The organism is Azoarcus sp. DD4, assembly GCF_006496635.1.
Lineage (GTDB): Bacteria > Pseudomonadota > Gammaproteobacteria > Burkholderiales > Rhodocyclaceae > Azoarcus.
Map to the genome: position 1 here is coordinate 2,560,230 of NZ_CP022958.1, position 23,257 is coordinate 2,583,486.

Below are 23,257 nucleotides of genomic sequence, written 5' to 3' on the forward strand. Positions count from 1 at the left end.
TGCCCGGCGGAGGCGCCTTGTCCTTCAGCTAGGGGCGCCGAGTTCGGATAGCAGGATGAGCTGGGCTGCACGCCGCGTGCCGCGTGGCGTCTTGCGGCGGTAGCTGCCGTCGGAGACCATGTCCCAGGCTTGGCAGTTGTCGCCAAGGTAGGGTCGCAGGCCTTCCTTCATCACGCGGCGCTTGAGCCTGGGATCGAGCACGGGGAAGGCGATCTCGATACGGCGGAAGAAGTTGCGGTCCATCCAGTCTGCGCTCGACAGATAGATCACGTCCTCGCCGTCCGCGTGGAAGTGGAAGATACGGTGGTGCTCGAGGAAGCGGCCGATCACCGAACGAACCCTGATGTTTTCGGACAGTCCCGGTACGCCGGGACGCAGCGCGCAGGGGCCACGGATGATGAGATCCACCTCCACGCCCGCCTGCGAGGCGGTGTACAGCGCTTCTATGGTTTCCGGTTCCAGCAGCGCGTTCATCTTGGCGATGATGCGGCCTTTGCGGCCGGCGGCCGCAATTTCCGCTTCGCGCTTGATCGCCTCCACGACCTTGGGTTGCAGGCTGAACGGTGCCTGCCACAGGTGGCGCAGGGTGGAGGCTGTGCCGAGGCCGGTGAGCTGCTTGAAGACTTCGGCAACATCCTCGCCGATCGCTTCGTTGCAGGTGAGCAGGCCGAAGTCGGTATAGAAGCGGGTGGTGCGCGGGTGGTAGTTGCCGGTGCCCAGGTGCACGTAGCGGCGCAGGCCGTCGTCCTCGCGCCGCACCAGCATCAGCAGCTTGGCGTGGGTCTTGTAGCCGAACACGCCGTACACCACGTGCACGCCCACTTCTTCCAGACGGTTGGCCCACGAGATGTTGGCCTCCTCGTCGAAGCGGGCCATCAACTCGAGCACCACCGTCACCTCCTTGCCCTTCTGTGCTGCGCGCACCAGATGCTCCATCAGTACCGAGTCGGTACCGGTGCGGTACACGGTCATCTTGATGGCGACCACCTGGGCGTCGTCGGCAGCGGCGCGCAGCAGGTCGATCACCGGACCGAAGCTCTGGAAGGGATGGTGCAGCAGCACGTCCTGGCTGCGGATCGCGGCGAAGATCTCACGGCGCTTGTCCAGCGCCTTGGGAAGTCCGGGCTGGAAGGGGGCGTATTTGAGATCCGGGCGCTCGACCCAGTCCGGTACCTGCATCAGCCGGACCAGGTTGACGATGCCGGGCGTCCGGTACAGATCGGCGCGTTCCAGGCGGAAGTGCTGCAGCAGGAAATCGGCCATGTCCTCGGAGCAGTTGTCGGCTACCTCCAGTCTGACTGCGTCGCCGAAATGGCGCTGTTGCAGTTCGCCCTTCAGGGTTGCGCGCAGATCCTTTACTTCTTCTTCATCCACGAAGAGGTCGGAGTTTCGGGTGACGCGGAACTGATAGCAGCCGAGCACCTTCATGCCGCTGAAAAGTTCGCCGACATGCGCATGCAGGATGGAGGACAGGAAGACGAAACCATAGTCGACATCGCATACTTCCTTCGGCAGGCGGATCACCCGCGGCAACGCCCGTGGTGCCTGCACGATGGCGGCACCTGAGTCGCGACCGAAGGCGTCACGGCCTTCCAGCTCGACCGCGAAGTTGAGGCTCTTGTTGAGCACGCGGGGAAACGGGTGCGCCGGGTCGAGACCGATAGGGGTAAGCACCGGCATGACTTCGTCGTGGAAGTAGTCTGCGATCCAGGCACGCTGGGCGTCGTTCCAGGCGCTGCGCCGCAGGAAGAAGATGCCTTCGCCCTGAAGTGCAGGCAGGATCTCGTCATTGAGCAGCGCGTATTGCTGGGCGATCAGTTTGTGGACTTCCGTGCTGACCTGGGCAAGCAGGTCGGCCGGGGAAAGACCGTCGTTGCCGGACTGCCGGCTGCCAAGACGGATCTGTTCCTTGATGCCCGAGACACGGATCTCGAAGAACTCGTCGAGGTTGCTGGAAACGATACAGAGAAAACGCAGCCGTTCGAGCAAGGGGACGGTCTCGTCGGCGGCCTGGGCGAGCACCCTGCGCTGGAACTCGAGCAAGGACAGTTCGCGGTTGATGAAGTGGTCGGTGGGGTAGCGATTGGTGTTGTTGGGTTTGTACATGTCCTGTCCGGCGCGGAGTGACCGGGTTCGATTATGTGACATTTCCGTTTCGTTTACATGACAGGTGGCCGCCGTCGGCGGCGCTGGGGCAGGGGGCGGACGGGGTGCTAGAATCCCAGCCCTTGCTCATCCTTCCTCGACGCGCCGTCGGGCAGATCCCGGCCCCCACTATGAAAGAACTGATTGCTGCGATCGACCTGGGCTCCAACAGTTTCCGCCTGCAGGTAGGGCGCATCGTCAATGACCAGATCTACCCGCTCGACGGCCTCAAGGAAGCGGTCCGTCTTGCCGCCGGGCTGTCGCCGGAAAAGTGGCTGGATCTGGCGGCCCAGCAGCGCGGCGTGACCGCATTGCAGCGTTTCAACGAGCGTCTGAATGGTTTCTCGCCGGACGCGGTGCGTGCGGTGGCGACCAATACCCTGCGAGTCGCCAAGAACGCGCCGGACTTCCTGATCCGCGCCGAGGCGGCGCTGGGCTTCCCGATCGAGGTCATCGCCGGGCGCGAGGAGGCGCGGCTGATCTATGTGGGTGTTGCGCACACGCTGCCCGATCCGCACCGGCAGCAACTGGTGGTCGACATCGGCGGTGGTTCGACCGAGTTCATCATCGGCAAGAGCTTCGAGCCCATCCTGCTCGAATCACTCTACATGGGGTGCGTGGGCTACAGTCTCAACTTCTTCCCCGATGGCCGGGTCGACAAGCGTGGCATGAAGGATGCCGAGCTTGCCGCACGCCGTGAACTGCAGGCCATCGCCCATGCCTACCGCGAAGCCGGCTGGCAGGAGGCGGTGGGTTCCAGCGGCTCGGCCAAGGCGCTGGCCGAGATCCTCGAGCAGAACGGCTTGTCCGACGGCGGCATCACCCGCAACGGCCTGGAAAAGCTGAAGACGATGTTGCTGCGCGCGGGCAACATCAACGCCGTCGACCTGCCGGGCATGAAGGGCGACCGCATTCCGGTGCTGCTCGGCGGGCTGGCAATCATGAGTGCGGTGTTCAAGGAGTTCGGCCTGGAGCGCATGGTGTTTTCCGAAGGGGCGCTGCGTCTGGGCGTACTGTACGACCTGCTTGGCCGTTACCACCATCACGATCTCCGCGATGCCACCGTGGCCGGCTTCGTCCAACGCTACGGCGTCGATCAGCGTCAGGCGGAGCAGGTCGCCGATACTGCATGCACTTTTCTCGCGCAGCTCGAACCGGCGGCAGGCGCGGTGGATCATCCCGACCGACGCTTCCTGCGCTGGGCCGCGATGCTGCACGAGGTGGGCATCTCGGTAGCCCATTCCAGCTATCACAAGCATTCGGCCTACATCCTCGCCAACGCCGACATGCCCGGGTTTTCGCGGATGGACCAAGGACGCCTGTCGCGCATCGTGCTGGCGCACCGTGGCAAGCTGGAACGGGTGGCAGCCATCGATCCCGGCAGCTCGGACTGGTTGTTGATCGCCTGCTTGCGTCTGGCCGCGGTGCTGCATCGGGCGCGCGACAGGCGGGGCGTGCCGCCTATCGTGCTGGCGCGCGAAGGGCGAGGCTTTTCGGTGAATACCGCGCCGGGCTGGCTGCAGAAGCTGCCGCTGACGGCGGCCGCGCTGGATGAGGAACAGCGGCAATGGCTGTCGGTTGGGCGTGGCCTCTTCGTACGCTCGCCGAGTGGACGCACCCAGCCCGCCTGATCGCCGATGAGCGAAGACGCGGCGACGCCGCTGGTCTGTTTCGACGCTTCCGCCGGCGTGTCCGAGTTGCGGGGCGACTGGACCCTGCGCGCATTATCCGGCCGCATCGAGGCGATACGCGCCGAACTTGCCGCGGTGCCGGCGACTGCGGCGTGGTCCCTGAGCGCCGTCGACCGGCTGGACAGCTTCGGGGCTACGCTGCTGTGGCAGGTCTGGCACTGCAGCTGGCCGGCGCGGGTCGAGATCGACGACGGCAAGCGCGAAGTGATCGCGCGGGTGGCGGATGCCGCCGTGCATCTGCCGCCGAAACGGACTCGATCGACCCCTGCGGACGTCATCGTGCTGTTCGGGCGCGCGGTGCTGGGTTTCTTCATCCATGCCCGCGATTTCACCGACCTGCTCGGTCAGATCTGCCTCGATCTGCTCCACCTGTTGCGTCACCCGCGTGACTGGCCGCTGCTGGAAATTTCCGCCAACCTCCACAAGGTGGCGGTGCGCGCCATGCCGGTGACGGCGCTGGTGGGTTTCCTGATCGGCGTGGTCCTGTCCTACCTGTCGTCCTTGCAGCTGCGGGCCTTCGGTGCCGATGTGTTCATCGTCAACATTCTTGGCCTGGGCATCATTCGTGAACTCGGGCCGGTGCTGGTGTCGGTACTGGTGGCTGGGCGATCGGGCTCGGCGATGACCGCGCAGCTCGGGGTGATGAGAGTCACCGAAGAGATCGACGCCCTGGCGGCAATGGGCGTGTCGCGCTCACTTCGGCTGGTGTTGCCCAAGGTGGTGGCGTTGACGTTGGCGATGCCGCTCCTGGTGTTGTGGACTTCGGCAGTGGCCCTGTTTGGCGGCATGGTTTCGGCCTGGGTGGAGTTGGGCATGAGCTTCGGTTTCTTCATCGAGACCTTGCCGCGGGTGGTGCCGATCGCCAACGTCTTCATCGGGCTGGCCAAAGGCGCGGCCTTCGGCTTGCTGATTTCGCTGGTGGCCTGCCATTTCGGGCTGAGGGTGCGACCCAACACCGAAAGCCTGTCGGCCAACACCACTGCATCGGTGGTGTCGGCGATCACGATCGTGATTCTGGTCGATGCCGTGTTCGCCATCGCGACCCGTACGATAGGCGTGCCGGGGTGAGCATGGCGCAGGCTGTCGAGTACGTGATCGCGCTGGAGGGGATACGCACGCGCTTCGGCAGCAGCGTGATCCACGACGGCGTGGATCTGCGCATCGAGCGCGGCGAAATCGTGGCGCTGGTCGGCGGTTCGGGTAGCGGCAAGACGACCTTGCTGCGACACGTCATCGGCCTTACCCGGCCGGCGGCCGGGGAGGTTCGCTTGTTCGGCGAGCTCTTGCATGAAGGTTCCGTGCGGGAGCAGATCGAACGCAAGCGCCGCTTCGGCGTGCTCTTCCAGCACGGCGCGCTGTTCTCCGCTTTCAGTGTGGGCGAGAACATCGCGTTTCCGCTCAAGGAGCTGCGCGTCGCGAGCGCCGCGGAGATCCGCAACCTGGTGGCGCTCAAGCTTGCAATGGTGGAAATGGATGCGGCGCACGCCCGGCTGATGCCCGCCGAACTCTCCGGCGGCATGATCAAGCGCGCGGCCCTGGCGCGTGCGCTGGCGCTGGAGCCGGAGTTGCTGCTGCTGGACGAGCCGACCGCCGGGCTGGACCCGGATCGAAGTGCCGCCTTTGTCGACCTGATCCGTGCGCTCCATCGCCAGCTCGGTCTGACGGTGGTGCTGGTGACGCACGACGTCGACACCCTGACGGCGCTGGCGACCAAGGTCGCCGTGCTGGCGGACAAGCGTATCGTCAGCTACGCGACACTGGATGAGACGATGACGGTCGCGCATCCTTTCATCCAGCGTTTCTTTCATGGTGAGCAGGGGCGTCGGGCGATGGCACGGCGAAATGGGGATGCCTGACATGGAAAGTCGTGCGCACGCGTTCGCCGCGGGACTCTTCGCGCTGTTGCTCGGCAGTGGCTTGGTGCTGGCTCTGTGGTGGTTTTCAGACGGACGTGTGCCGATGCGCGAGTATGTCCTGGTCTCCGAGGGCACCATCAATGGACTGAACGTACAGGCCAGAGTGCGCTACCGCGGCATGCTCGCCGGGAACGTGACGCACATCGGGATCGATCCGAATGATCCGCGCCTGATCCTGGTGCGCATCCGCATCCGGGAAGGTCTGCCCGTCACCCGTGGCACGCGGGCGACGCTCGGCACCCAGGGCGTCACCGGGCTCGCCTATGTTCAGCTCGACGACCGTGGCGCCGATCCCGAGCCGCTCGATTCGGCGGACGGTTCGCCACCGCGCATCCGCTTGGAGCCGGGCCTGATGGACCAGATCACCGATCGCGCTCTGGCTGCGGCCGAACGTTTCAAGACGGTGGCGGACAAGATCGCGGTGCTGTTCGACGACGAAAATGCCGCTCGTCTCAAGCGCGCGCTGGCCAACCTGGAGTCGGCCACCGCAGGGATCGACCGGACCTTCGGCGATGCACCAGGGACGCTCGCCGCGATCAGTGCGGCTTTCAGCCCGCAGAATGTTGCCAGGCTGTCGGCCACGCTCGCCAACCTCGAGCGCGGCAGCGGCGAAGCGGCGCCGACCGTGGCGGAGGCTCGGATCCTGATGACCCGCCTCGGCGAACTCAGCGTCAAGCTGGATCGTGCCGCCACGCTGGCCGGCGACGATCTCGTCGGCACCACGATCCCCCAGCTCAACGACATGCTGCATGAGCTCACCACGACTTCGCGGCGCCTCGGTCGTCTGATCGAGGATATCGAGCATTCACCCCAACTGCTGCTCACCGGCCGTGGGGAGCATGCGCCCGGCCCCGGCGAAGACGGCTTTGCCGCAGATGCGCCCTGAGCTGCGAGGAAAATTCGAGATGAAAGCATTCGTCGGTCGCCTGTCGGCCTGCATTGTCGCGTCTGCCGGTGTGCTGCTGACCGCTTGCGCAGGGCTTGGGGCACCACCCAGACCAACCGCCTTCTACGATCTCGGGCTGGTGGACTCGGTGTCGTTGCCGGCGAGCGTGATTCCCGCACAGGTCGAGGTGAGCGCGCCGTCCTGGTTGGACGCCAGCACGATGCAGTATCGATTGGCATGGAACCCAGCGCAACGGCGTCGCAGTTATTCCGAGAGCCGCTGGGTGGCGCAACCTTCTGAAATGCTCGCCAGTACGATCGAACGCGGTTTGCGGGGTGGCCCAAGCGGCGGTGGCAGCAGCTGTCGGCTGGTGCTGGAGCTGGACGAATTTGTCCAGACCTTCGAGAGCGCCAGCGTGAGCAGCGCCGGGCTCGTGCTCCGGGCAAGCTGGATGCCGGTTCGTGGCGGAGTGCCGCTGGCTCGTCGTGAGTTCCGCCTGAGCCGGGCGACGCCCTCGGCAGACGCCGAAGGTGGCGTCATCGCCTACCGCGAGCTGGCGCGGCAGCTGAATTCGATGCTGGCGGACTGGCTTGTGGCGCTTGACCGCGACGGGCCGCAAGGATTGAATACCGAAGGGCGTTGCGGACCCTGACCGCAATGCTCACGTGTTGCCAAAATACATAACAGCGGAGTCATTATGACCGAGAGGAAGCAGACGCCCTACGACGTGGGCCTGGAGAAAAACGCCGCCAACTATGTACCGCTGACCCCGCTCACCTTCATCGAGCGCAGTGCCTACATCTATCCCGATCGCGTTGCCGTGATTCACGGCCAACGCCGCTACACTTGGCTGGAGAGCTATACCCGGGCGCGGCGCCTCGCGTCGGCGCTCAAGCAGTTGGGCGTGGGCAGGAACGACACCGTTGCCGTCATCCTCAACAACACGCCGGAAATGTTCGAATGCCACTTTGGCGTTCCGGCTTGCGGCGCAGTGCTGAATACCGTGAACACCCGGCTCGATGCCGAGGGTGTGGCCTTCATCCTTAACCATGGCGAGGCCAAGGTACTGATCACCGATCGCGAGTATGCACGCATGGTCGGCAAGGCGATCGAACTTGCCAACCGTCCGGACATGATCGTCATCGACGTCGATGATCCTGAATACACCGGTCCGGGTGAGCGCCTGGGCAAGCTCGACTACGAGGCGCTGCTGGAGACCGGCAACCCCGAGTTCGTTTTCGAGCAGCCCGCGGACGAGTGGGAGGCGATCTCGCTCAACTACACCTCTGGCACCACGGGCAACCCCAAGGGGGTGGTTTACCATCATCGTGGCGCTTATCTCAACGCGATGTCCAACATCGTGTCCTGGGGCATGCCGCCGCATTCGGTCTATCTGTGGACGCTACCGATGTTCCACTGCAACGGCTGGTGCTTCGCCTGGACGATGGCAGCCAATGCCGGGGTGAACGTCTGCCTGCGCCGGGTCGATCCGCGTCTCATCTTCGACGCCATGCGCGATCACGGAGTGACTCATTACTGCGGTGCGCCCATTGTTCATTCGATGCTGGCCAATGCGCCGGAAGAGTGGCGCAAGGGCATCAATCACAAGGTTTCCGGTCTGGTCGCCGCCGCACCGCCTCCGGCTGCTGTGATCGAAGGCATGGCGAAGATCGGCATCGACATCACTCACGTGTACGGCCTGACGGAGACCTACGGGCCTGCATCGGTGTGCGCCAAGCACGACGAATGGAGCGCGCTGTCGCTGGCGGAGCAGGTCGCCAAGAACGGTCGCCAGGGCGTGCGCTATCACGCTCAGGAAGGCATCACCGTGCTCGACCCCAACACCATGGAACCCGTGCCTTGGGATAACGAGACCATGGGCGAGATCATGTTCCGCGGCAACCTGGTGATGAAGGGTTACCTGAAGAACGAGAAGGCGACGGAGGAGTCGTTCCGTGGCGGCTGGTACCACACTGGCGATCTGGCGGTGATGCAGCCCGACGGCTACGTCAAGATCAAGGACCGTTCGAAGGATGTGATCATCTCGGGCGGCGAGAACATTTCGTCGATTGAAGTCGAAGACGCCCTCTACAAGCATCCGGCGGTGATGGCTGCCGCAGTGGTGGCAGCGCCCGACGACAAGTGGGGCGAGGTGCCTTGCGCCTTTGTCGAGTTGAAGGACGGTGTCACGGTCACTGCGGAGGAAATCACCGCACATTGCCGCGAACATCTGGCTGGTTTCAAAACGCCCAAGAAGGTCGTGTTCGGGACATTGCCGAAGACTTCGACGGGCAAGATCCAGAAGTTCGTGTTGCGCGAACAGGCGAAATCGACCTCGGCCATCGAATGAAGCAAACGCAAGGGCCCGCTGTGGCGGGCTCTTGCAGTGTCGATGTCCTCATCCAGCGAAATGTCAGACCTAGGCGATGGACTTCGCATAAGATTACGTTGACGTTAACGGAATATAACAGGAGGAGATATGAGCGCCTTACCCGATCAAGTGGACACCGCGATGGTCTTGCGTAGCGACGACAACGGCGTCGCTACGCTGCGCCTGAATCGTCCGGCCCAGTTCAATGCCTTGTCGCAGGCCATGCTCGAGGCACTCATCGCCGAGGTGGACGCCATCGCCGCTGACGACTCCGTCCGAGTGGTCGTGCTGGCGGGGGAGGGCAAGGCTTTCTGTGCAGGCCACGATCTCAAGGAAATGCGCGGCAATCACACGCTTGCGTTCCAGCAGGCCTTGTTCCGACTGTGCAGCAAGTTCATGATGAAACTCGTGGAATTGCCGCAGCCCGTTATTGCGCGGATACACGGCATCGCCACCGCAGCGGGTTGCCAGTTGGTCTCGATGTGCGATCTTGCCGTAGCTGCGGATGTATCGCGTTTCGCGGTTTCGGGCATCAATGTCGGCTTGTTCTGTGCCACTCCCAGCGTCGGTCTATCCCGCAACCTGGGCCGGAAGGAAGCCTTCGAAATGCTTGTGACCGGCGATTTCATCGACGCTGCCGAGGCTCAGCGTCGTGGTCTGGTGAACCGGGTGGTACCGCTCGAGCAACTCGATGCCGAGGTTCAGAAGTTGGCGGCGTCAATCTGTGCAAAGTCGCCGGTAGCGGTTCGGATGGGCAAGCAGATGTTCTATAAGCAACTGGAGATGGGTTTGGACGCCGCCTATCAGCTTGCCGCCGAGACCATGGCCTGCAACATGATGGCCGAGGACGCGGCGGAGGGAATCGATGCCTTCATTGCCAAGCGGAAGCCGGAGTGGATCGGCCGTTGATCCCGGCACGGGCGTGGCGCCGGACGGTGGAATGATAGACACGCACATCCACCTCGATGCGATGGAGTTCGACGGTGACCGTGAGGAAGTGATCGCCGCCGCGCGCGCCGCGGGGGTGAGCGGCTTCGTCGTACCGGCGGTCGATGTGGCTAGTTTTGCGCGGGTCAGGGCATTGGCGGATGCTCGGGACGACGTTTACTGCGCGTTCGGCATCCACCCGCTATACGTGGCGCAGGCGTGCGATAGCGATCTCACCGCTCTTGAAGCTGAGCTCGCGAAAGGTGGTGCCGTGGCTGTCGGGGAGATCGGTCTCGACTATTTCGTGACCGACATCGATCCAGCGCTGCAGGAGCGCTATTTCGTCGCTCAGCTCGATCTGGCGAGGCGCTTTGGCTTGCCGGTGATCCTGCATGTGCGGCGCGCTGTCGATCCCATCCTCAAGCACGTGAGGCGGGCTGGGCTTCCCGGCGGCATCGCTCATGCGTTCAACGGCAGCCGACAGCAGGCGGAGGCATTCATTGCACTCGGGTTCAAGCTCGGTTTCGGTGGCGCCATGAGTTTCGATGGATCCCGTCGCATCCGGCAGCTTGCCGCCGAGTTGCCGCTGGAATCCATCGTCCTCGAAACCGACGCTCCCGACATCCCGCCCATGTGGGCGCGCGGCGGACGCAACGAGCCTGGCAACATGGCGCATTTCGCCCGAATCCTTGCGGAATTGAGAGGCATGCCGGTGGCAGAGGTGGTGGCCGCCACCTCGCGCAATGCGCGCGCCGCTTTACCCTTGATGGGCCAGGGTGCCAGACGGCCCGCTTGATGCGCTGGTCGCGTGCTGCGAGCGGGCGATGAGGTCGGCAATGTCGCGTTTAAGGCGGGCGATGTCGCTGTCGAACTTGTCGTAAATCATGAGCGAAATACCGAACACGTAGGCGTAGAGCAGCATGCAGCGGCTGGATGCCTCCTCGGTAGGTACTCCGCAGGCGAGAAAAAGCTCGCGAGCGCAACGCAGACGGATGTCGTCCACTTCGGAAACGATGACGCTGGCGTCGGCATCCCGCCGTGCCCAATCGCGCACGGCAAGCTCGATCATCATGCCTCGCCGGCTGCGGTTGGCGCTGTAGACGTCGATGACGTGGTAAATCTGCTCCAGTTCGTGACCAGGGCGTGCGTGTGTCTGCTTGATGATGTCGCGGATGCGCCCGTCCTTCCACTGCTGCAGGACCGCCATCAGGAGATCGCGGCGATCCTGGAAGTGCCAGTAGAAGCTGCCCTTGGTGACCTTGAGTCGTTTGGCCAGAACCTCGACTCGCAGACCGGCAATACCCTCTTCGGCGAGTACCTCGGTAGCGGCCTGGATCCATGCGTCCCGGTCGAGTTGTACCCTTGGTTTGTTTGGCGTGTTTTCCATACGGCGTAGTATTGACGATTGTTCGCCCATACGCTACCGTATTCACACCATACTGATGCGTATGGATTGGATTCCCGGGGATCCAAACTCAGGCGCACGTGCAGTGTCAATCGAAAGAGGCAATGACATAATGCCTCGGTCGGCTCAGAAGGGCTGGCGTAATTGAATAACCGAAGGAGCGCGGCATTGAAGATTCTTGTTCCCGTCAAGCGCGTGGTCGACTACAACGTGAAGGTCCGCGTGAAGGCGGACGGCAGCGGTGTCGACCTGGCCAATGTGAAGATGAGCATGAACCCGTTCGACGAGATCGCGGTTGAAGAAGCGGTGCGTCTGAAGGAAGCGGGCGTGGCCACCGAGGTGGTCGCGGTGAGCTGCGGCGTGGCGGCCTGCCAGGAGACGCTGCGCGCGGCGATGGCAATCGGCGCGGACCGCGGCATCCTGGTGGAAACGGACGTCGAACTGCAGCCGCTGGCGGTCGCCAAACTCTTGAAGGCCTTGTGCGACAAGGAAGCGCCGACGCTGGTGATCTGCGGCAAGCAGGCGATCGACGACGACGCCAACCAGACCGGCCAGATGCTGGCTGCCTTGAAGGGCTGGCCGCAGGCGACCTTCGCCTCCAAGCTCACGCTCGCCGACGGCAAAGCGACGGTGACGCGCGAAATCGACGGCGGTCTCGAGACCGTGGCGATCAGCCTGCCGGCGGTGGTCACCACCGACCTGCGCCTGAACGAGCCGCGCTACGCGACGCTCCCCAACATCATGAAGGCGAAGAAGAAGCCGCTCGACACGGTGAAGCCGGCCGATCTGGGCGTCGATGTCGCGCCGCGGCTCACCACGCTGAAAGTGAGCGAGCCGCCCAAGCGCAGCGCCGGGGTGCGGGTGGCCGATGTGGCCCAGCTGGTCGACAAACTGAAGAACGAAGCGAAGGTGCTCTGATGGCCATACTTGTCCTTGCCGAACACGACAACCAAACGATCAAGGCCGCCACGCTCAACACGGTCAGTGCTGCGGCAAAAATTGGTGGTGACATTCACGTGCTGGTGGCCGGTGCCAACTGCGCCGCCGCCGCACAGGCCGCAGCCCAGGTCGCCGGCGTCGCCAAGGTGCTGGTGGCCGATGCCCCGCAGCTGGACGCCCAGCTTGCCGAGAACGTGTCGGCGCTGCTGAAGAACCTCGCCAGCGACTACAGCCATGTGCTCGCCCCGGCCACCTCGGCGGGCAAGAACACGCTGCCGCGCGTAGCCGCGCTGCTCGACGTCGCCCAGATCAGCGACATCGTCGGGGTGGAAGCCGCCGACACCTTCGTGCGCCCGATCTACGCCGGCAACGCGCTGGCCACCGTCAAGAGCGCCGATGCGGTCAAGGTCATCACCGTGCGCACCACCGCCTTCGAAGCCGCAGCGGCGGAAGGCGGCGCGGCCGCCATCGAAGCGGTCGCCACCGCCACCGATGCAGGCCAGTCGAGCCTGGTCGGCCGCGAGATCACCAAGAGCGCGCGGCCCGAACTCGGCGCCGCGAAGATCATCGTCTCCGGCGGCCGCGGCCTGGGCAGCGGCGAGAACTACACCAGGCTGCTCGAACCGCTCGCCGACAAGCTCGGCGCCGCGCTCGGCGCTTCCCGCGCCGCGGTCGATGCGGGCTACGTGCCCAACGACTACCAGGTCGGCCAGACCGGCAAGATCGTCGCACCGCAGCTCTACATCGCGATCGGCATCTCGGGCGCGATCCAGCACCTGGCAGGCATGAAGGATTCCAAGGTGATCGTCGCGATCAACAAGGATCCCGAGGCGCCGATCTTCCAGGTAGCGGATTACGGCCTGGTGGGCGATCTGTTCGAGGTGGTGCCGGAACTGACCGGCGCCGTAGGCTGAGCTCGATCCGGGCCCTGCGCACTGCCACGGAAGACACGTGTGAACCTGTCGGCTTCGCTTTTTCAGACGGGTTGGCACTTGGGAATGCTGATTGTTTCCGTGGCTGTGCTGGGCTGGATCTGGCGCACCGCACCTTGGGGCCGCCTGAAGGATTCCAGTCAGCTCAATCTGCTGCTTGGTTTTGCTGTCGGTTTGACCCTGGTGTGGAGTCTGAAGGCGGGCGTCAAGCCGGGACTCAGCCTGCACATGCTGGGAGCCATGGTTGCGGCGCTGACCTTCGGGGCGCAACTCGGCATGTTGGTTCTTGGTTTGGCACTTACCGGCATCTGCCTGAACGGCGCAATCGAGTGGCAGGCTTGGCCGATCAATTTCGTGCTGATGTGCGTTGTTCCGGTGTTTGTGGCTTCACGCATTCACGCACTGATTGAACGCTTCCTGCCCGCGCATTTCTTTATTTTCATCTTCGTCACCGGTTTCGTCGGCGCAGCCGTCGCCGTGATCATCCAGGGAATCGTGGTGTCTGGCGCCCTCGTGCTGGCCGGCGCATATACGACCGATTTCCTGTTGAGCGAGTATTTGCCGTTCTTCCTGCTTCTCGGTTTTGCCGAAGCCTGGATCAGCGGTGCGGTCGTTACCCTGTTGGTCGTGTATCGGCCCGGATGGGTGTCGACTTTCGACGATCGTCGTTATCTGAACGGCAAGTGAAGGAGCACTTGCTGTGTCGGGGGCGCGGTCCGCTTTCATATAAAAACGTGGAGTGATCACACATGAGCAACTACAGCGCACCGATTCGAGACATGCAGTTCGTGATGCAGGAACTGGCCGGCCTTGCCGAAGTTGCAGCCTTGCCCGGCAACGAGGAGGTTTCTCCCGATCTGGTCGACGCGATTCTCGAAGAGGCCGGCAAGTTCGCCGGTGGCGTCCTGGCGCCGCTGAACCGGATCGGTGACCAGGAGGGCGCGAAGTGGGATCACGGCACGGTGACGACCGCCAGCGGTTGGCGCGAGGCCTATCGCCAGTTCAGCGAGGCAGGCTGGACGGCTGTTGCCGGCGATCCGGAGTATGGTGGTCAAGGCCTTCCCAAACTCGTGTCCACCGCGGTGATGGAGATGTGGAAGTCGGCAAACATGGCCTTCTCGCTGTGCCCGATGCTGACGACCGGCGCCATCGAAGCCTTGATGCTGCGTGGCAGCGACGAACAGAAAACGATGTACTTGCCGAAGATGGTCAGCGGGCAGTGGACCGGGACCATGAATCTGACCGAACCCCAAGCCGGGTCCGATCTCGCGGCGGTGCGTACACGCGCCGAACCGCAGGGCGACGGCACCTATCGCATCTTTGGTCAGAAGATCTTCATCACCTACGGTGAGCATGATCTGACCGATAACATCATCCACCTGGTGCTGGCACGACTGCCGGATGCACCGGAAGGGGTAAAGGGTATCTCGTTGTTCGTGGTGCCCAAGTTCATGGTGAACGCGGATGGTTCGCTCGGTGCACGCAACGATGTGCATTGCGTTTCCATCGAGCACAAGCTCGGCATTCACGCGAGTCCGACCTGCGTACTCGCCTTTGGCGACAAGGGCGGTGCGATCGGCACCCTGGTGGGCGAGGCCAACCGCGGTCTCGAATACATGTTCATCATGATGAACGAGGCGCGCTTCGCCGTCGGCATGGAAGGACTGGCCTTGTCCGAGCGGGCCTACCAGCACGCGCTCGCGTATGCCAAGGACCGCGTACAGGGTACGGAAGCCGGCGTTCGTGGCGGCCCCAAGGTCAGCATCATCCATCACGCCGACGTGCGCCGGATGTTGATGTCGATGAAGAGCCAGACGGAAGCGATGCGCGCGCTGGCTTACGTCGTCGGCGCGGCCACCGACCTGGCCCATCACCATCCCGACGAGGCCGTGCGTGTCACCAATCAGGCTTTTGTCGACCTGATGATCCCGGTGGTGAAAGGGTGGTGCACCGAAAACTCGATCGAGATCGCTTCCACCGGCGTGCAAGTGCATGGCGGCATGGGTTTCATCGAAGAGGCCGGTGCTGCGCAACACCTGCGCGATGCGCGCATCACCGCGATCTACGAAGGCACGACTGCGATTCAGGCCAACGACCTGATCGGCCGCAAGATCGCACGCGAAAACGGTGCGACCATCGGCGGCGTGATCGCAGAGATGCGCAAGGTCGAGGGCCAACTCGCCGATTCTCAGGGCGAAAACCTCGTCGCCATCCGTCGTTCGCTGGCGAACGGGATAGACGCGCTGGAACAGGCTGTCGCCTACATCCTGGCCACGTACAATCAGGACATCAAGGCGGCTTCCGTAGGTTCCGTTCCCTTCCTCAAGCTGCTGGGCGTGGTTGCCGGTGGCTGGCAGATGGCGCGTGCGGCCCTGATTGCGCAACGCAAGCTGCAGGCTGGCGAGGAGGAGGGCGGTTTCTTCCAGGCAAAACTGGTGACCGTGCGTTTCTATGCGGACCACGTACTGGCACAAGCCCCCGGCTTGGCTTACTCGGTGGTCAATGGCGCGGCCGGTGCGCTGGATCTGCCGGAAGAGCTGTTCTGACCGAATTGGCGAGGAGGGGGCGATAGCCCCCGCAACAAAAAAAGCCGGCGCAGTTTCCGCCGGCTTTTTCTTTGACCGCAGCTGACCTTACTGAACCTTGGCCTTGTTGCGCAGGTCGAGGATGTGCTTTTCGACCTTCTGTTGTTGCAGGCGTTGCTGCAGTTGCGGCTTCACCTCGTCGAACGGCGGCGCCTTCAGTTCGCGCACGTCGTCGAGCTGGATCACGTGGTAGCCGTAGTCGCTCTTCACCGGCGTGGTGGTGTACTTGCCCTTTTCGAGCTTGACCATAGCGTCGGAGAACGGCTTCACGTACATGCCGGGATTGCTCCAGCCGAGCTCGCCGCCCTTGTCCTTGGAGCCAGGGTCGCGCGAATCCTTGGCCAGATCCTCGAACTTGGCACCGGTGCCGAGCTTGGTGATGATTTCCTTGGCCTGGTCTTCGGTCTCGACCAGCACGTGGCGCGGCTTGTATTCCTTGTCGCCCATGCGGCCCTTGATGCTGTCGTACTCTTTCTTGAGTTCTGCATCGGTGACCGGATTGTTCTTCACATAGTCCTGCAGGTAGGCGCGAATCAGGATGGCTTGCTTCGCCATGTCCATCTGGGCCTGGATATCGGTCTTCTTTTCCAGCCCCTTCTTGGCTGCTTCCTGGCTGAGAACTTCGCGGCGGATCAGCTCTTCGCGGACCGCGTCGCGCAGTTGCGGGCTTTCGGGCGCGCCTTGCGCACGTTGCTCGGCAAGCATCGCCTCGCCACGCGCCGCCGGGATTGCGACACCATTCACGGTGACGGTCGCGTCGGCCGCATAGGTGCCGTGAGTCAGGAAGCCGGCAAGCAAGGCGATGGCGAGGCGGCTCGGGAATCGTTTCATCTGGGTTCCTTCTGGGTGGGTTGCATGCTGGCCTCGGCGGCCGTTTGTGCGCGGATGGCGAGCGCGTGAATTTCGCTCTTCATCATGTCGTCAAGCGCGCTGTAAATCATCCGGTGGCGAGCCACCGTGTTCTTGCCCTCGAAGGCGTTCGAGACGATAGAGAGCGTGTAGTGTCCGCCGTTGCCGGCGCCAGCATGGCCCGCGTGCAGGGCGCTGTCGTCCTCGATCTCGACAGAGTCGGGCGCGAGAGCGGCGACGAGCTTGGAACGCATGCGGTCCATGATGCTCAAGGAAACACCTTCTTGAAAGGGCGGACGATGGTGCGGGCGAACACGCCTTCCTTGACGTAAGGATCTTCTGCAAGCCAGGCCTCCGCTTCCGTCAGGGAGGCGAACTCCGCCACGATCAGGCTGCCGGCGAAGCCAGCAGGGCCAGGGTCGGGCGAGTCGATGGCGGGCATGGGGCCGCCTACGAGCAGGCGCCCCGTATCGCGCAGCGCCTCCAGGCGGGCGAGGTGCGCAGGGCGGACAGCCATGCGGGTGGTGAGACTATCGGGGGCGTCTTCGCCGATCAGTGCGTAGAACATTACTTGGCATCCTCTTCGAGATGTTTGGACAGGTAGAAGCCCTGACCGAGAACGAAGGCGAGCATCAGGCCCATGCCGCCGAACAGTTTGAAATTCACCCAGGTCTCTTCCGAGTATGCGTAGGCCACATAGAGGTTGATGAAGCCCATCGCGACGAAAAATGCCGCCCAGGCCAGGTTGAGGCGTTCCCATACCAGGTTCGGCAAATGGATCTGCGCTTCCAGCATCTTGCGGATCAGATTGCGCTTGAACAGCAGCGCAGAGCCGCCGAGAACGCCGGCGAACAACCAGTAGAGCGCGGTCGGCTTCCACTTGATGAAGGTCGGATTGTGGAAGAACAGGGTCGCGCCGCCGAAGACGATGATGATGACAAGGCTGACCCACAGCATTTTGTCCACCTTGCGATGGCGCAGCCATACGACGGTGATCTGCGCGACGGTTGCGAGAATGGCGACCGCCGTGGCGATCAGGATCGGCGCCTGGCTGAGGGCGATTCCATCACCCAGCCAGTGCGACGCGAACTGATGTGAGGCTTCGGGAGCGCCGCCAGCGAACTTGTAGGCGGCAAAGAATAGGATGACCGGTAGCAGGTCGAACAAGAATTTCATGCGCTGGGATTATAGCGAGTAACGCGGAATGGCGACGGGCCGGCGCGGTCGGCATCAGGCCGGTTCAGAGCGATTGCGCATGTGATTGGCCAGGTTGGCAAAGGACTCGTGCAAGCGCGTCCGCAAAGCCTCTTCAGTGACGATTTCGTCGAGCGCCTGGCTCATGCAGGTCATCCACTGATCGCGTTCCGAGACGCCGATCGAGAATGGCAGGTGACGTGCGCGCAGGAAGGGCGGACCGTAGCGTTCGACGTAAAGGTCCGGACCGCCCAACCAGCCGGTGAGGAACAGGAAGAGCTTCTCTTCCGAGCCGGAAAGGTCTTCCGCGTGCATCTTGCGGATGCCCCAGGTCTCGGGCAACTCATCCATCAGTTGATAGAAGCGCCGGACGAGCGCGCGAACTGCGGCTTCTCCGCCTATCTGCAAATAGGGAGTCACGACGGGTAGGGGGGAAGTGTTTTCAGTTTGCATGACGGTTCGGGGTGAAGGCTTCGCATTCGTTACAGAGCTTGGCCGGAAGGGCTACGCCGGTGTGGTCACGCTCGCGCAGATTGAAATTGTCCATCAATTCGATGACCGCTACGCGGCAACGTCTTCGTCGCGGCGCTGCCGGCAGGCAACGATCAGTGTTCGATCTCTGATACGCGCTGGGCCTCGGGCGGGCTTGTCGTTGTGCTGCCAAGCGGCAGGCAGAGTATCGCACGCAACCCTCCGCCTTCACGCGGCAGCAGATCGAGCCGGCCGTGATGCGAGCGCATGATGCGCTCGATGATGGCAAGGCCCAGTCCGGCGCCCTTGGTGTTGCTGCGGGCAGTTTCCAGGCGGGTGAAGGGGTGGCGCAGGCGTTCGACCTCGCTTTCCGGGATGCCGGGGCCGCAATCGGCGACTTCGATGCGGGCCTCGTTGCCCTCCGCGCCGACCGAGATGTCGAGTGGTTTATCTTCTCCAGCATAGCGTAGTGCATTGTCGATGAGGTTGGCGAGTGCGCGTCGCAGGGGCAGGGCTCTGCCCGGCGCGATCAGGGAATCCGGTGCCTGGATCGAGAGCTGGCAACCGCGCATGCGGTAGGGTTCGCACAGGCTGGTGACGAGTTCGGCGAGATCCAGCGGCTGTAACGGCTCCTGCGGTGCGCCACGGCCGAAATCGAGGAACTGGCCGATGATACGGTCCATTTCCTCGATATCGGCCACCATTGCGCCGATCTCGTCATCGGGTGCGCCCGACATTTCGATCCCGAGTCTCAGGCGGGCCAGAGGTGTGCGCAGGTCGTGGGACACGCCGGCGAGGATCAAGGCTCGATCGGCATCTGTTCGCGCGAGATCTCCCGTCATCTGATTGAATGCGCGTGCAACGATCGCGATTTCCTGCGGGCCCGCCTCGACGAGCCGCGGCGGAGTCTGGCGACTGCCGACCAGACGGGCGGCCTTAGCCAGTTGCCTCAGCGGCGAGCCGATGCGGGAGACGATCAGGTAGGCGCCGAGCAAGGCTGCGAACAGTGCCGCGCTGCCCCAGGCCAGCCATTCCAGGGCGTGAGGTTTTTCGAGCCGGTCCTGCGGCAGCATCACCCAGTACTCGTCCTTGTCGGCTGGGTCGAGCTGGAAACTCACCCAGAAACCGTCGAGACTCTTCCAGCGCGCCGCGAAACGGGTGTCCTCGCCAAGTTGCCGGCGCACCTCGTCGACCAGCAGCCGCATCGGTCGGGTGTCGGGCAGAGGTTCGGTCTCGTCGCTCTTCTCGGCCGGGTAGATTCGGATGCCCTCGAGCGCGGCGAGCTCGATCAACAGTTCGGTACGTCTGCTGGCTTCGGCGTTGATAAGCGCGGTGCGAGTCAGGTTGACGACACTGACGACCATTTGGGCGAGGTCGCGGGCGCGGGGCGGTTCCTCGAAGTAGCGGAAAATCTGCGACCAGGTTGCCAGCGCGAAGGTGAGCAACAGTGCAATAAGCAGGAAGGTCTGCCACAAGAGCGTGCGCGGCAGCCATCCGGAAACGAAACGGCCCAGTGCGCGCACCCTGCGGAAGGTAATCGGACGAGCCACTGCGGGCTTACTCGTCCTCGGCGGGCTTGCTGTCGTCCGGCACGAAAACGTAGCCGAAGCCCCAGACTGTCTGGATGTAGCGGGGTTTGGCCGGATCATCCTCGACCAGCTTGCGCAGGCGGGACACCTGTACGTCGATCGCACGATCGAAAACGCCGTACTCGCGGCCGCGTGCGAGCTCCATCAGCTTGTCACGGGACAGCGGCTGGCGGGGGTGCTGCAGCAGTACCTTGAGCAGGGAGAATTCACCGGTCGTGAGCTGGATTTCCTCGCCGTCGCGGGTAAGGGCGCGTGTGCCGAGATTGACGCGCACCCGCCCGAACACGACAATTTCGTCTTCCGGTGTCGGTGCGCCCGGCAGCGAGTGGGGCTGGCGGCGCATCACGGCCTGGATCCGGGCCACAAGCTCGCGCGGGTTGAAGGGCTTGGGAAGGTAATCGTCGGCTCCCATCTCAAGGCCGACGATGCGGTCGACGTCATCGCCCTTCGCAGTGAGCATGATGATGGGGATGTGGTTTTCGGCTGCACGCAGGCGCCGGCAGATCGCCAGGCCGTCCTCGCCGGGCAGCATCAGGTCGAGTACGATGAGGTCGAAGTGCTCGCGGTGCAGCGAGCGGTCCATCATCGGTGCGTCTACGACTGCCTTCACGGCAAATCCCTGCTCCTGCAGGTAACGGGACAACAGGTCGCGCAGGCGCGCATCGTCGTCCACCAGTAGAACCCGGTATCGTGTTTTTGTGTTCATGGCGCGCATCGTAGCCGCGAGGCCGCAGGAATGCCAAGAGCGGACAGTGCTGCGATGGAGAGCTCCGGGTAACGCTTCGTAAGGAGTGCTCGGAAGGGCAATATCCCCTTACAAAGCAAGGCGCTCGCGTGATGAATTTGCCACCTTCCAGACCGGATTGCCGTTATTTTTCACGGGTCGGAAACCGTTCGGTAGCCGCGTTGCAAAGTCGGGATTGTTTCATGAACACGTCACCTGTCGAAAGAGGTGCTTCCTGTCGAAACGGGGAGCATGGAACCATGCGCTCCCGCCTGCTGGCTGGAGCGGTCCTATTGTTGGCGGGCGCTTTTCCGGCAATGGGCCAGGCTCAGAACCAGGCATTGCTCGATGACCTTGCTCATCCACCGGCTGAAATGCGTCGGGCCGAGTTGCGCCGTGCGCTGGCCCACGGTGCGGAAAGTCCGTTTGCGGCCAACGATCGCCGCAAGCTCAGCGATGCCGAACGCGATGCCTTGCACCGTGATCTGCGCAACGCGATGCGCGGTGCGTATCGGGACGGCGAAAAGCGCGCACGCGACGCAAACTGAAATGCGGCGGGTGTGCCCGCGCCGCCGGACGGCGTCCCCGGTAGAATGGCGGAACCATGAAAGTTCTCGCCATCGAAACATCCTGCGAACACGCAAGCATCGCCTTGCTGTCGGCAGGAGAAGTTCTTGAGCGTACCCTTGAAGGGCACGCCAACCATTCCGAAAAGATTCTTGCCGAGATCGCTCGTCTGCTTGCCGATAGTGGCATCGCGGTGGGGCAGCTCGATGCGCTGGCGTTCGGCAGCGGTCCGGGCGCGTTCACCGGGCTGCGGCTTGCCTGCGGCGTAGTCCAGGGCTTGGCGCTTGGTTCCGGCGTCGGGATTGCCTCAGTCAGCAGCCTTGCAGCCCTTGCGCTGCAGGCGCCGGCCGGACGTGTGATGGCAGCTACCGACGCGCGGATGAGTGAGGTCTACCACTGTGCCTTCGAACTGCGTGACGGTATGCCGATCGCCTGTTCGGAGATGGCTTGCTGCGCACCGGAACAAGTGCTCCTGCCTGACGGCGACTGGTTCGCCATCGGTTCCGCTTTTGCCGCCTACGACGCCGAACTGACTCGCCGGCTGTCCGGACGCTGGTCCGGTGTGGCAGCTGCAGCAGTACCGCGCGCAGGTGACGTGGCCCGGCTTGCGACGCGGCAGGTGGGCGATGGCCTGCTGCTTCCGCCGGAGCGGGCGGTGCCGCTTTATGTCCGGGATAAGGTGGCCTTGACGACGGCCGAACGCTTGGCACGTGGAGGCAAGGCTTGAACTGCGTGGCCGTACCCGTGTTCCTGCCGATGACCGAGGCCGATCTCGATTGGGTCGTAGCGCAGGAGCGCGAGTTGCATCCGTTCCCGTGGACGCGGGGCAATTTTGCCGATTCCCTCAGCGCCGGTTATTCCGCCTGGATCATGCAGGTCGATGGGGAACGTGCAGGTTACGCTGTGGTGTTGATGGTGATGGACGAGGCGCATCTGCTCAACATCAGCATCGTCAGGCATTGTCAGGGGAAGGGCTTGGGGCGCTTCTTGCTCGATTTCGTGGCGGACACCGGCAGGCAGCGCGGTGCTGACCAGCTTTTCCTCGAGGTCAGACCGTCGAATGCTGCGGCACTGGCGCTCTATGCCGCGACCGGATTTCAGCCCATCGGACGGCGCAAGGCCTATTACCCGGCGGCCGAGGGGCGCGAGGACGCGATCGTGATGAGGAAGGACCTGTGATGGCCGCGGCATCGCGGCACAACTCGGTGTTGCGCGAGATGGGGCTGGGCCCGATCTGGCGCCTGCGTACCGCCAACGACGTGGCCGATGCGGAGGTGGCCACCGTGGTGGAAGTGGTCTCGGCACCTGACGAGCCGCGGCAGGCCAATCCGGAAATGCCCTCACCGTTACCGGCAGTGTGCGCCCCGCGCCCTGCCGGGACGCTGTCCGCGGCGCGTCCCCAGCGTGCAAGCGTCGAGCCGGCTGGTGCAATGGCTCCGGCCATTCAGGACCGGAAGACTCCCATGGTCGATGCGGGCAGGGCTGCGCGCATTGCGACACTGGAATGGGACGCGCTGGAAGAGGACATCCGTGGCTGCAAGGCCTGCTCGCTGTGCGAGCGCCGCAAGCAGGCCGTCCCCGGGGTCGGCGACCGCCGCGCCGAACTCATGCTGGTGGGCGAAGGACCAGGGGCCGAGGAGGATCAGCGTGGCGAACCCTTTGTCGGCCAGGCAGGCAAGTTGCTGGACAACATGCTGACAGCCATCGGGCTCAAGCGGGGTGAGGGCGTGTACATCGCAAACGCGGTCAAGTGCCGCCCGCCTCATAACCGCACGCCGGAAACCGGGGAAATTGCCGCCTGCCTCCCTTACCTGGAGCGGCAGATTGCGCTGGTGAGGCCGCGCCTGCTGGTCGCGCTCGGCCGTCCGGCCGCACAGGCCTTGCTGGCGTCGGAGGTCAGCATAGGCGCGGCGCGGGGCAAGCGTTTCGAACGCGGCGAGGTGCCGGTCGTGGTCACCTACCATCCGGCCTATCTGTTGCGCAATCCGCAAGACAAGGCCAAAGCCTGGGAAGACCTGTGCTTCGTGCGACGGACGCTGGAAACTTCAGCGAAGGGCTGAGTCGCC

The 23,257-nt window shown here is 63.7% G+C and carries 25 protein-coding genes; 16 read left to right on the forward strand and 9 right to left on the reverse strand.

Annotated features, from left to right (window positions below; all coding sequences use genetic code 11):
- Positions 1 to 24: 24 nt before the first annotated feature.
- Entirely contained in the window at positions 25 to 2,106 is a 2,082-nt protein-coding gene (gene ppk1, locus CJ010_RS11865; protein WP_141018220.1) for a polyphosphate kinase 1, read from the reverse strand.
- A 170-nt stretch (positions 2,107 to 2,276) separates the two neighbouring features.
- Here ppk1 and ppx point away from each other — a divergent pair, with 170 nt between their 5' ends.
- The 8 genes from ppx to CJ010_RS11905 all read left to right on the forward strand — a co-directional run bounded on the left by ppx (position 2,277) and on the right by CJ010_RS11905 (position 10,732).
- The gene (ppx, locus tag CJ010_RS11870; protein ID WP_141018221.1) at positions 2,277 to 3,776 is read left to right on the forward strand and encodes an exopolyphosphatase; all 1,500 of its coding nucleotides are present in this window, start codon (positions 2,277 to 2,279) and stop codon (positions 3,774 to 3,776) included.
- Positions 3,777 to 3,782: 6 nt separating this feature from the next.
- Complete coding sequence (locus CJ010_RS11875; RefSeq protein WP_141018222.1) at positions 3,783 to 4,904, forward strand: ABC transporter permease; 1,122 nt, start codon at positions 3,783 to 3,785, stop codon at positions 4,902 to 4,904.
- Between the two features lie 2 nt (positions 4,905 to 4,906).
- A complete protein-coding gene (locus CJ010_RS11880) occupies positions 4,907 to 5,692 on the forward strand; it encodes an ABC transporter ATP-binding protein (protein WP_141018223.1) in 786 nt (261 codons plus the stop codon).
- A complete protein-coding gene (locus tag CJ010_RS11885; RefSeq protein ID WP_371415698.1) occupies positions 5,685 to 6,638 on the forward strand; it encodes an MlaD family protein in 954 nt (317 codons plus the stop codon). Before CJ010_RS11880 ends, CJ010_RS11885 begins: the two co-directional genes overlap by 8 nt.
- A gap of 19 nt (positions 6,639 to 6,657) precedes the next feature.
- A complete protein-coding gene (locus CJ010_RS11890; RefSeq protein ID WP_168224943.1) occupies positions 6,658 to 7,290 on the forward strand; it encodes an ABC-type transport auxiliary lipoprotein family protein in 633 nt (210 codons plus the stop codon).
- 45 nt (positions 7,291 to 7,335) lie between these two features.
- Entirely contained in the window at positions 7,336 to 8,988 is a 1,653-nt protein-coding gene (locus tag CJ010_RS11895; protein WP_141018225.1) for an acyl-CoA synthetase, read from the forward strand.
- 129 nt (positions 8,989 to 9,117) lie between these two features.
- Positions 9,118 to 9,918 (forward strand): enoyl-CoA hydratase, encoded by an 801-nt coding sequence (locus CJ010_RS11900; RefSeq protein ID WP_141018226.1) that lies wholly within the window; start codon positions 9,118 to 9,120, stop codon positions 9,916 to 9,918.
- A 31-nt stretch (positions 9,919 to 9,949) separates the two neighbouring features.
- On the forward strand, positions 9,950 to 10,732 hold the full coding sequence (locus CJ010_RS11905) for a TatD family hydrolase (protein ID WP_141018227.1): 783 nt from the start codon (positions 9,950 to 9,952) through the stop codon (positions 10,730 to 10,732).
- Here CJ010_RS11905 and CJ010_RS11910 read toward each other — a convergent pair.
- A complete protein-coding gene (locus CJ010_RS11910) occupies positions 10,694 to 11,323 on the reverse strand; it encodes a TetR/AcrR family transcriptional regulator (protein WP_141018228.1) in 630 nt (209 codons plus the stop codon). The genes CJ010_RS11905 and CJ010_RS11910 overlap by 39 nt on opposite strands.
- A gap of 186 nt (positions 11,324 to 11,509) precedes the next feature.
- Here CJ010_RS11910 and CJ010_RS11915 point away from each other — a divergent pair, with 186 nt between their 5' ends.
- From CJ010_RS11915 to CJ010_RS11930, 4 genes are all read left to right on the forward strand, one after another.
- Positions 11,510 to 12,259 (forward strand): electron transfer flavoprotein subunit beta/FixA family protein, encoded by a 750-nt coding sequence (locus tag CJ010_RS11915; protein ID WP_141018229.1) that lies wholly within the window; start codon positions 11,510 to 11,512, stop codon positions 12,257 to 12,259.
- Positions 12,259 to 13,194 (forward strand): electron transfer flavoprotein subunit alpha/FixB family protein, encoded by a 936-nt coding sequence (locus CJ010_RS11920; RefSeq protein WP_141018230.1) that lies wholly within the window; start codon positions 12,259 to 12,261, stop codon positions 13,192 to 13,194. Before CJ010_RS11915 ends, CJ010_RS11920 begins: the two co-directional genes overlap by 1 nt.
- 84 nt (positions 13,195 to 13,278) lie before the next feature.
- Positions 13,279 to 13,899 carry an energy-coupling factor ABC transporter permease gene (locus tag CJ010_RS11925; protein WP_240794604.1) on the forward strand — a complete coding sequence of 207 codons (621 nt, stop codon included), beginning with the start codon at positions 13,279 to 13,281 and terminating at the stop codon, positions 13,897 to 13,899.
- Between the two features lie 62 nt (positions 13,900 to 13,961).
- Complete coding sequence (locus CJ010_RS11930; RefSeq protein ID WP_141018232.1) at positions 13,962 to 15,758, forward strand: acyl-CoA dehydrogenase; 1,797 nt, start codon at positions 13,962 to 13,964, stop codon at positions 15,756 to 15,758.
- Positions 15,759 to 15,845: 87 nt separating this feature from the next.
- Here CJ010_RS11930 and CJ010_RS11935 read toward each other — a convergent pair whose 3' ends face one another.
- The 7 genes from CJ010_RS11935 to ompR form a co-directional block, all read right to left on the reverse strand.
- Complete coding sequence (locus tag CJ010_RS11935) at positions 15,846 to 16,628, reverse strand: peptidylprolyl isomerase (protein WP_141018233.1); 783 nt, start codon at positions 16,626 to 16,628, stop codon at positions 15,846 to 15,848.
- Entirely contained in the window at positions 16,625 to 16,909 is a 285-nt protein-coding gene (locus tag CJ010_RS11940) for a BolA family transcriptional regulator (RefSeq protein ID WP_141020678.1), read from the reverse strand. The genes CJ010_RS11935 and CJ010_RS11940 overlap by 4 nt, the downstream gene beginning before the upstream one ends.
- Before the next feature lie 5 nt (positions 16,910 to 16,914).
- Positions 16,915 to 17,214 (reverse strand): YciI family protein, encoded by a 300-nt coding sequence (locus CJ010_RS11945; protein WP_141018234.1) that lies wholly within the window; start codon positions 17,212 to 17,214, stop codon positions 16,915 to 16,917.
- Positions 17,214 to 17,822, reverse strand: coding sequence for a septation protein A (locus CJ010_RS11950; protein ID WP_141018235.1), 609 nt, complete (start codon positions 17,820 to 17,822; stop codon positions 17,214 to 17,216). The genes CJ010_RS11945 and CJ010_RS11950 overlap by 1 nt, the downstream gene beginning before the upstream one ends.
- 54 nt (positions 17,823 to 17,876) lie before the next feature.
- Complete coding sequence (locus tag CJ010_RS11955) at positions 17,877 to 18,293, reverse strand: group II truncated hemoglobin (protein ID WP_141018236.1); 417 nt, start codon at positions 18,291 to 18,293, stop codon at positions 17,877 to 17,879.
- A gap of 152 nt (positions 18,294 to 18,445) precedes the next feature.
- Positions 18,446 to 19,834, reverse strand: coding sequence for an ATP-binding protein (locus CJ010_RS11960; RefSeq protein ID WP_240794573.1), 1,389 nt, complete (start codon positions 19,832 to 19,834; stop codon positions 18,446 to 18,448).
- 34 nt (positions 19,835 to 19,868) lie between these two features.
- Complete coding sequence (gene ompR, locus CJ010_RS11965) at positions 19,869 to 20,606, reverse strand: two-component system response regulator OmpR (RefSeq protein WP_205754949.1); 738 nt, start codon at positions 20,604 to 20,606, stop codon at positions 19,869 to 19,871.
- A gap of 278 nt (positions 20,607 to 20,884) precedes the next feature.
- Between ompR and CJ010_RS11970 the strand changes: the two genes are divergently transcribed.
- The 4 genes from CJ010_RS11970 to CJ010_RS11985 are packed head-to-tail and all read left to right on the forward strand — an operon-like array spanning position 20,885 to position 23,251.
- The gene (locus CJ010_RS11970; protein WP_141018239.1) at positions 20,885 to 21,172 is read left to right on the forward strand and encodes a hypothetical protein; all 288 of its coding nucleotides are present in this window, start codon (positions 20,885 to 20,887) and stop codon (positions 21,170 to 21,172) included.
- Positions 21,173 to 21,228: 56 nt separating this feature from the next.
- Positions 21,229 to 21,918 (forward strand): tRNA (adenosine(37)-N6)-threonylcarbamoyltransferase complex dimerization subunit type 1 TsaB, encoded by a 690-nt coding sequence (gene tsaB / locus CJ010_RS11975; RefSeq protein WP_141018240.1) that lies wholly within the window; start codon positions 21,229 to 21,231, stop codon positions 21,916 to 21,918.
- A 29-nt stretch (positions 21,919 to 21,947) separates the two neighbouring features.
- The gene (gene rimI, locus CJ010_RS11980) at positions 21,948 to 22,370 is read left to right on the forward strand and encodes a ribosomal protein S18-alanine N-acetyltransferase (RefSeq protein WP_141020679.1); all 423 of its coding nucleotides are present in this window, start codon (positions 21,948 to 21,950) and stop codon (positions 22,368 to 22,370) included.
- Positions 22,370 to 23,251, forward strand: a complete 882-nt coding sequence (locus tag CJ010_RS11985; RefSeq protein WP_141018241.1) for a uracil-DNA glycosylase family protein — start codon at positions 22,370 to 22,372, stop codon at positions 23,249 to 23,251. Before rimI ends, CJ010_RS11985 begins: the two co-directional genes overlap by 1 nt.
- Positions 23,252 to 23,257 lie beyond the last annotated feature (6 nt).

Excerpts from the sequence above, each read along its gene's own strand:
- CJ010_RS11945 (WP_141018234.1), bottom strand. The coding sequence starts at position 17,214 with ATGTTCTACGCACTGATCGGCGAAGACGCCCCCGATAGTCTCACCACC.
- CJ010_RS11940 (WP_141020678.1), bottom strand. The coding sequence starts at position 16,909 with ATGGACCGCATGCGTTCCAAGCTCGTCGCCGCTCTCGCGCCCGACTCT.
- ppx (WP_141018221.1), top strand. The coding sequence starts at position 2,277 with ATGAAAGAACTGATTGCTGCGATCGACCTGGGCTCCAACAGTTTCCGC.
- CJ010_RS11930 (WP_141018232.1), top strand. The coding sequence starts at position 13,962 with ATGAGCAACTACAGCGCACCGATTCGAGACATGCAGTTCGTGATGCAG.
- CJ010_RS11875 (WP_141018222.1), top strand. The coding sequence starts at position 3,783 with ATGAGCGAAGACGCGGCGACGCCGCTGGTCTGTTTCGACGCTTCCGCC.
- CJ010_RS11935 (WP_141018233.1), bottom strand. The coding sequence starts at position 16,628 with ATGAAACGATTCCCGAGCCGCCTCGCCATCGCCTTGCTTGCCGGCTTC.
- CJ010_RS11950 (WP_141018235.1), bottom strand. The coding sequence starts at position 17,822 with ATGAAATTCTTGTTCGACCTGCTACCGGTCATCCTATTCTTTGCCGCC.
- CJ010_RS11985 (WP_141018241.1), top strand. The coding sequence starts at position 22,370 with ATGGCCGCGGCATCGCGGCACAACTCGGTGTTGCGCGAGATGGGGCTG.
- CJ010_RS11970 (WP_141018239.1), top strand. The coding sequence starts at position 20,885 with ATGCGCTCCCGCCTGCTGGCTGGAGCGGTCCTATTGTTGGCGGGCGCT.
- CJ010_RS11880 (WP_141018223.1), top strand. The coding sequence starts at position 4,907 with ATGGCGCAGGCTGTCGAGTACGTGATCGCGCTGGAGGGGATACGCACG.
- CJ010_RS11925 (WP_240794604.1), top strand. The coding sequence starts at position 13,279 with ATGCTGATTGTTTCCGTGGCTGTGCTGGGCTGGATCTGGCGCACCGCA.
- CJ010_RS11885 (WP_371415698.1), top strand. The coding sequence starts at position 5,685 with ATGCCTGACATGGAAAGTCGTGCGCACGCGTTCGCCGCGGGACTCTTC.
- ppk1 (WP_141018220.1), bottom strand. The coding sequence starts at position 2,106 with ATGTACAAACCCAACAACACCAATCGCTACCCCACCGACCACTTCATC.
- CJ010_RS11905 (WP_141018227.1), top strand. The coding sequence starts at position 9,950 with ATGATAGACACGCACATCCACCTCGATGCGATGGAGTTCGACGGTGAC.
- CJ010_RS11890 (WP_168224943.1), top strand. The coding sequence starts at position 6,658 with ATGAAAGCATTCGTCGGTCGCCTGTCGGCCTGCATTGTCGCGTCTGCC.
- rimI (WP_141020679.1), top strand. The coding sequence starts at position 21,948 with ATGACCGAGGCCGATCTCGATTGGGTCGTAGCGCAGGAGCGCGAGTTG.
- CJ010_RS11910 (WP_141018228.1), bottom strand. The coding sequence starts at position 11,323 with ATGGAAAACACGCCAAACAAACCAAGGGTACAACTCGACCGGGACGCA.
- CJ010_RS11920 (WP_141018230.1), top strand. The coding sequence starts at position 12,259 with ATGGCCATACTTGTCCTTGCCGAACACGACAACCAAACGATCAAGGCC.
- ompR (WP_205754949.1), bottom strand. The coding sequence starts at position 20,606 with ATGAACACAAAAACACGATACCGGGTTCTACTGGTGGACGACGATGCG.
- CJ010_RS11895 (WP_141018225.1), top strand. The coding sequence starts at position 7,336 with ATGACCGAGAGGAAGCAGACGCCCTACGACGTGGGCCTGGAGAAAAAC.
- CJ010_RS11955 (WP_141018236.1), bottom strand. The coding sequence starts at position 18,293 with ATGCAAACTGAAAACACTTCCCCCCTACCCGTCGTGACTCCCTATTTG.
- CJ010_RS11900 (WP_141018226.1), top strand. The coding sequence starts at position 9,118 with ATGAGCGCCTTACCCGATCAAGTGGACACCGCGATGGTCTTGCGTAGC.
- tsaB (WP_141018240.1), top strand. The coding sequence starts at position 21,229 with ATGAAAGTTCTCGCCATCGAAACATCCTGCGAACACGCAAGCATCGCC.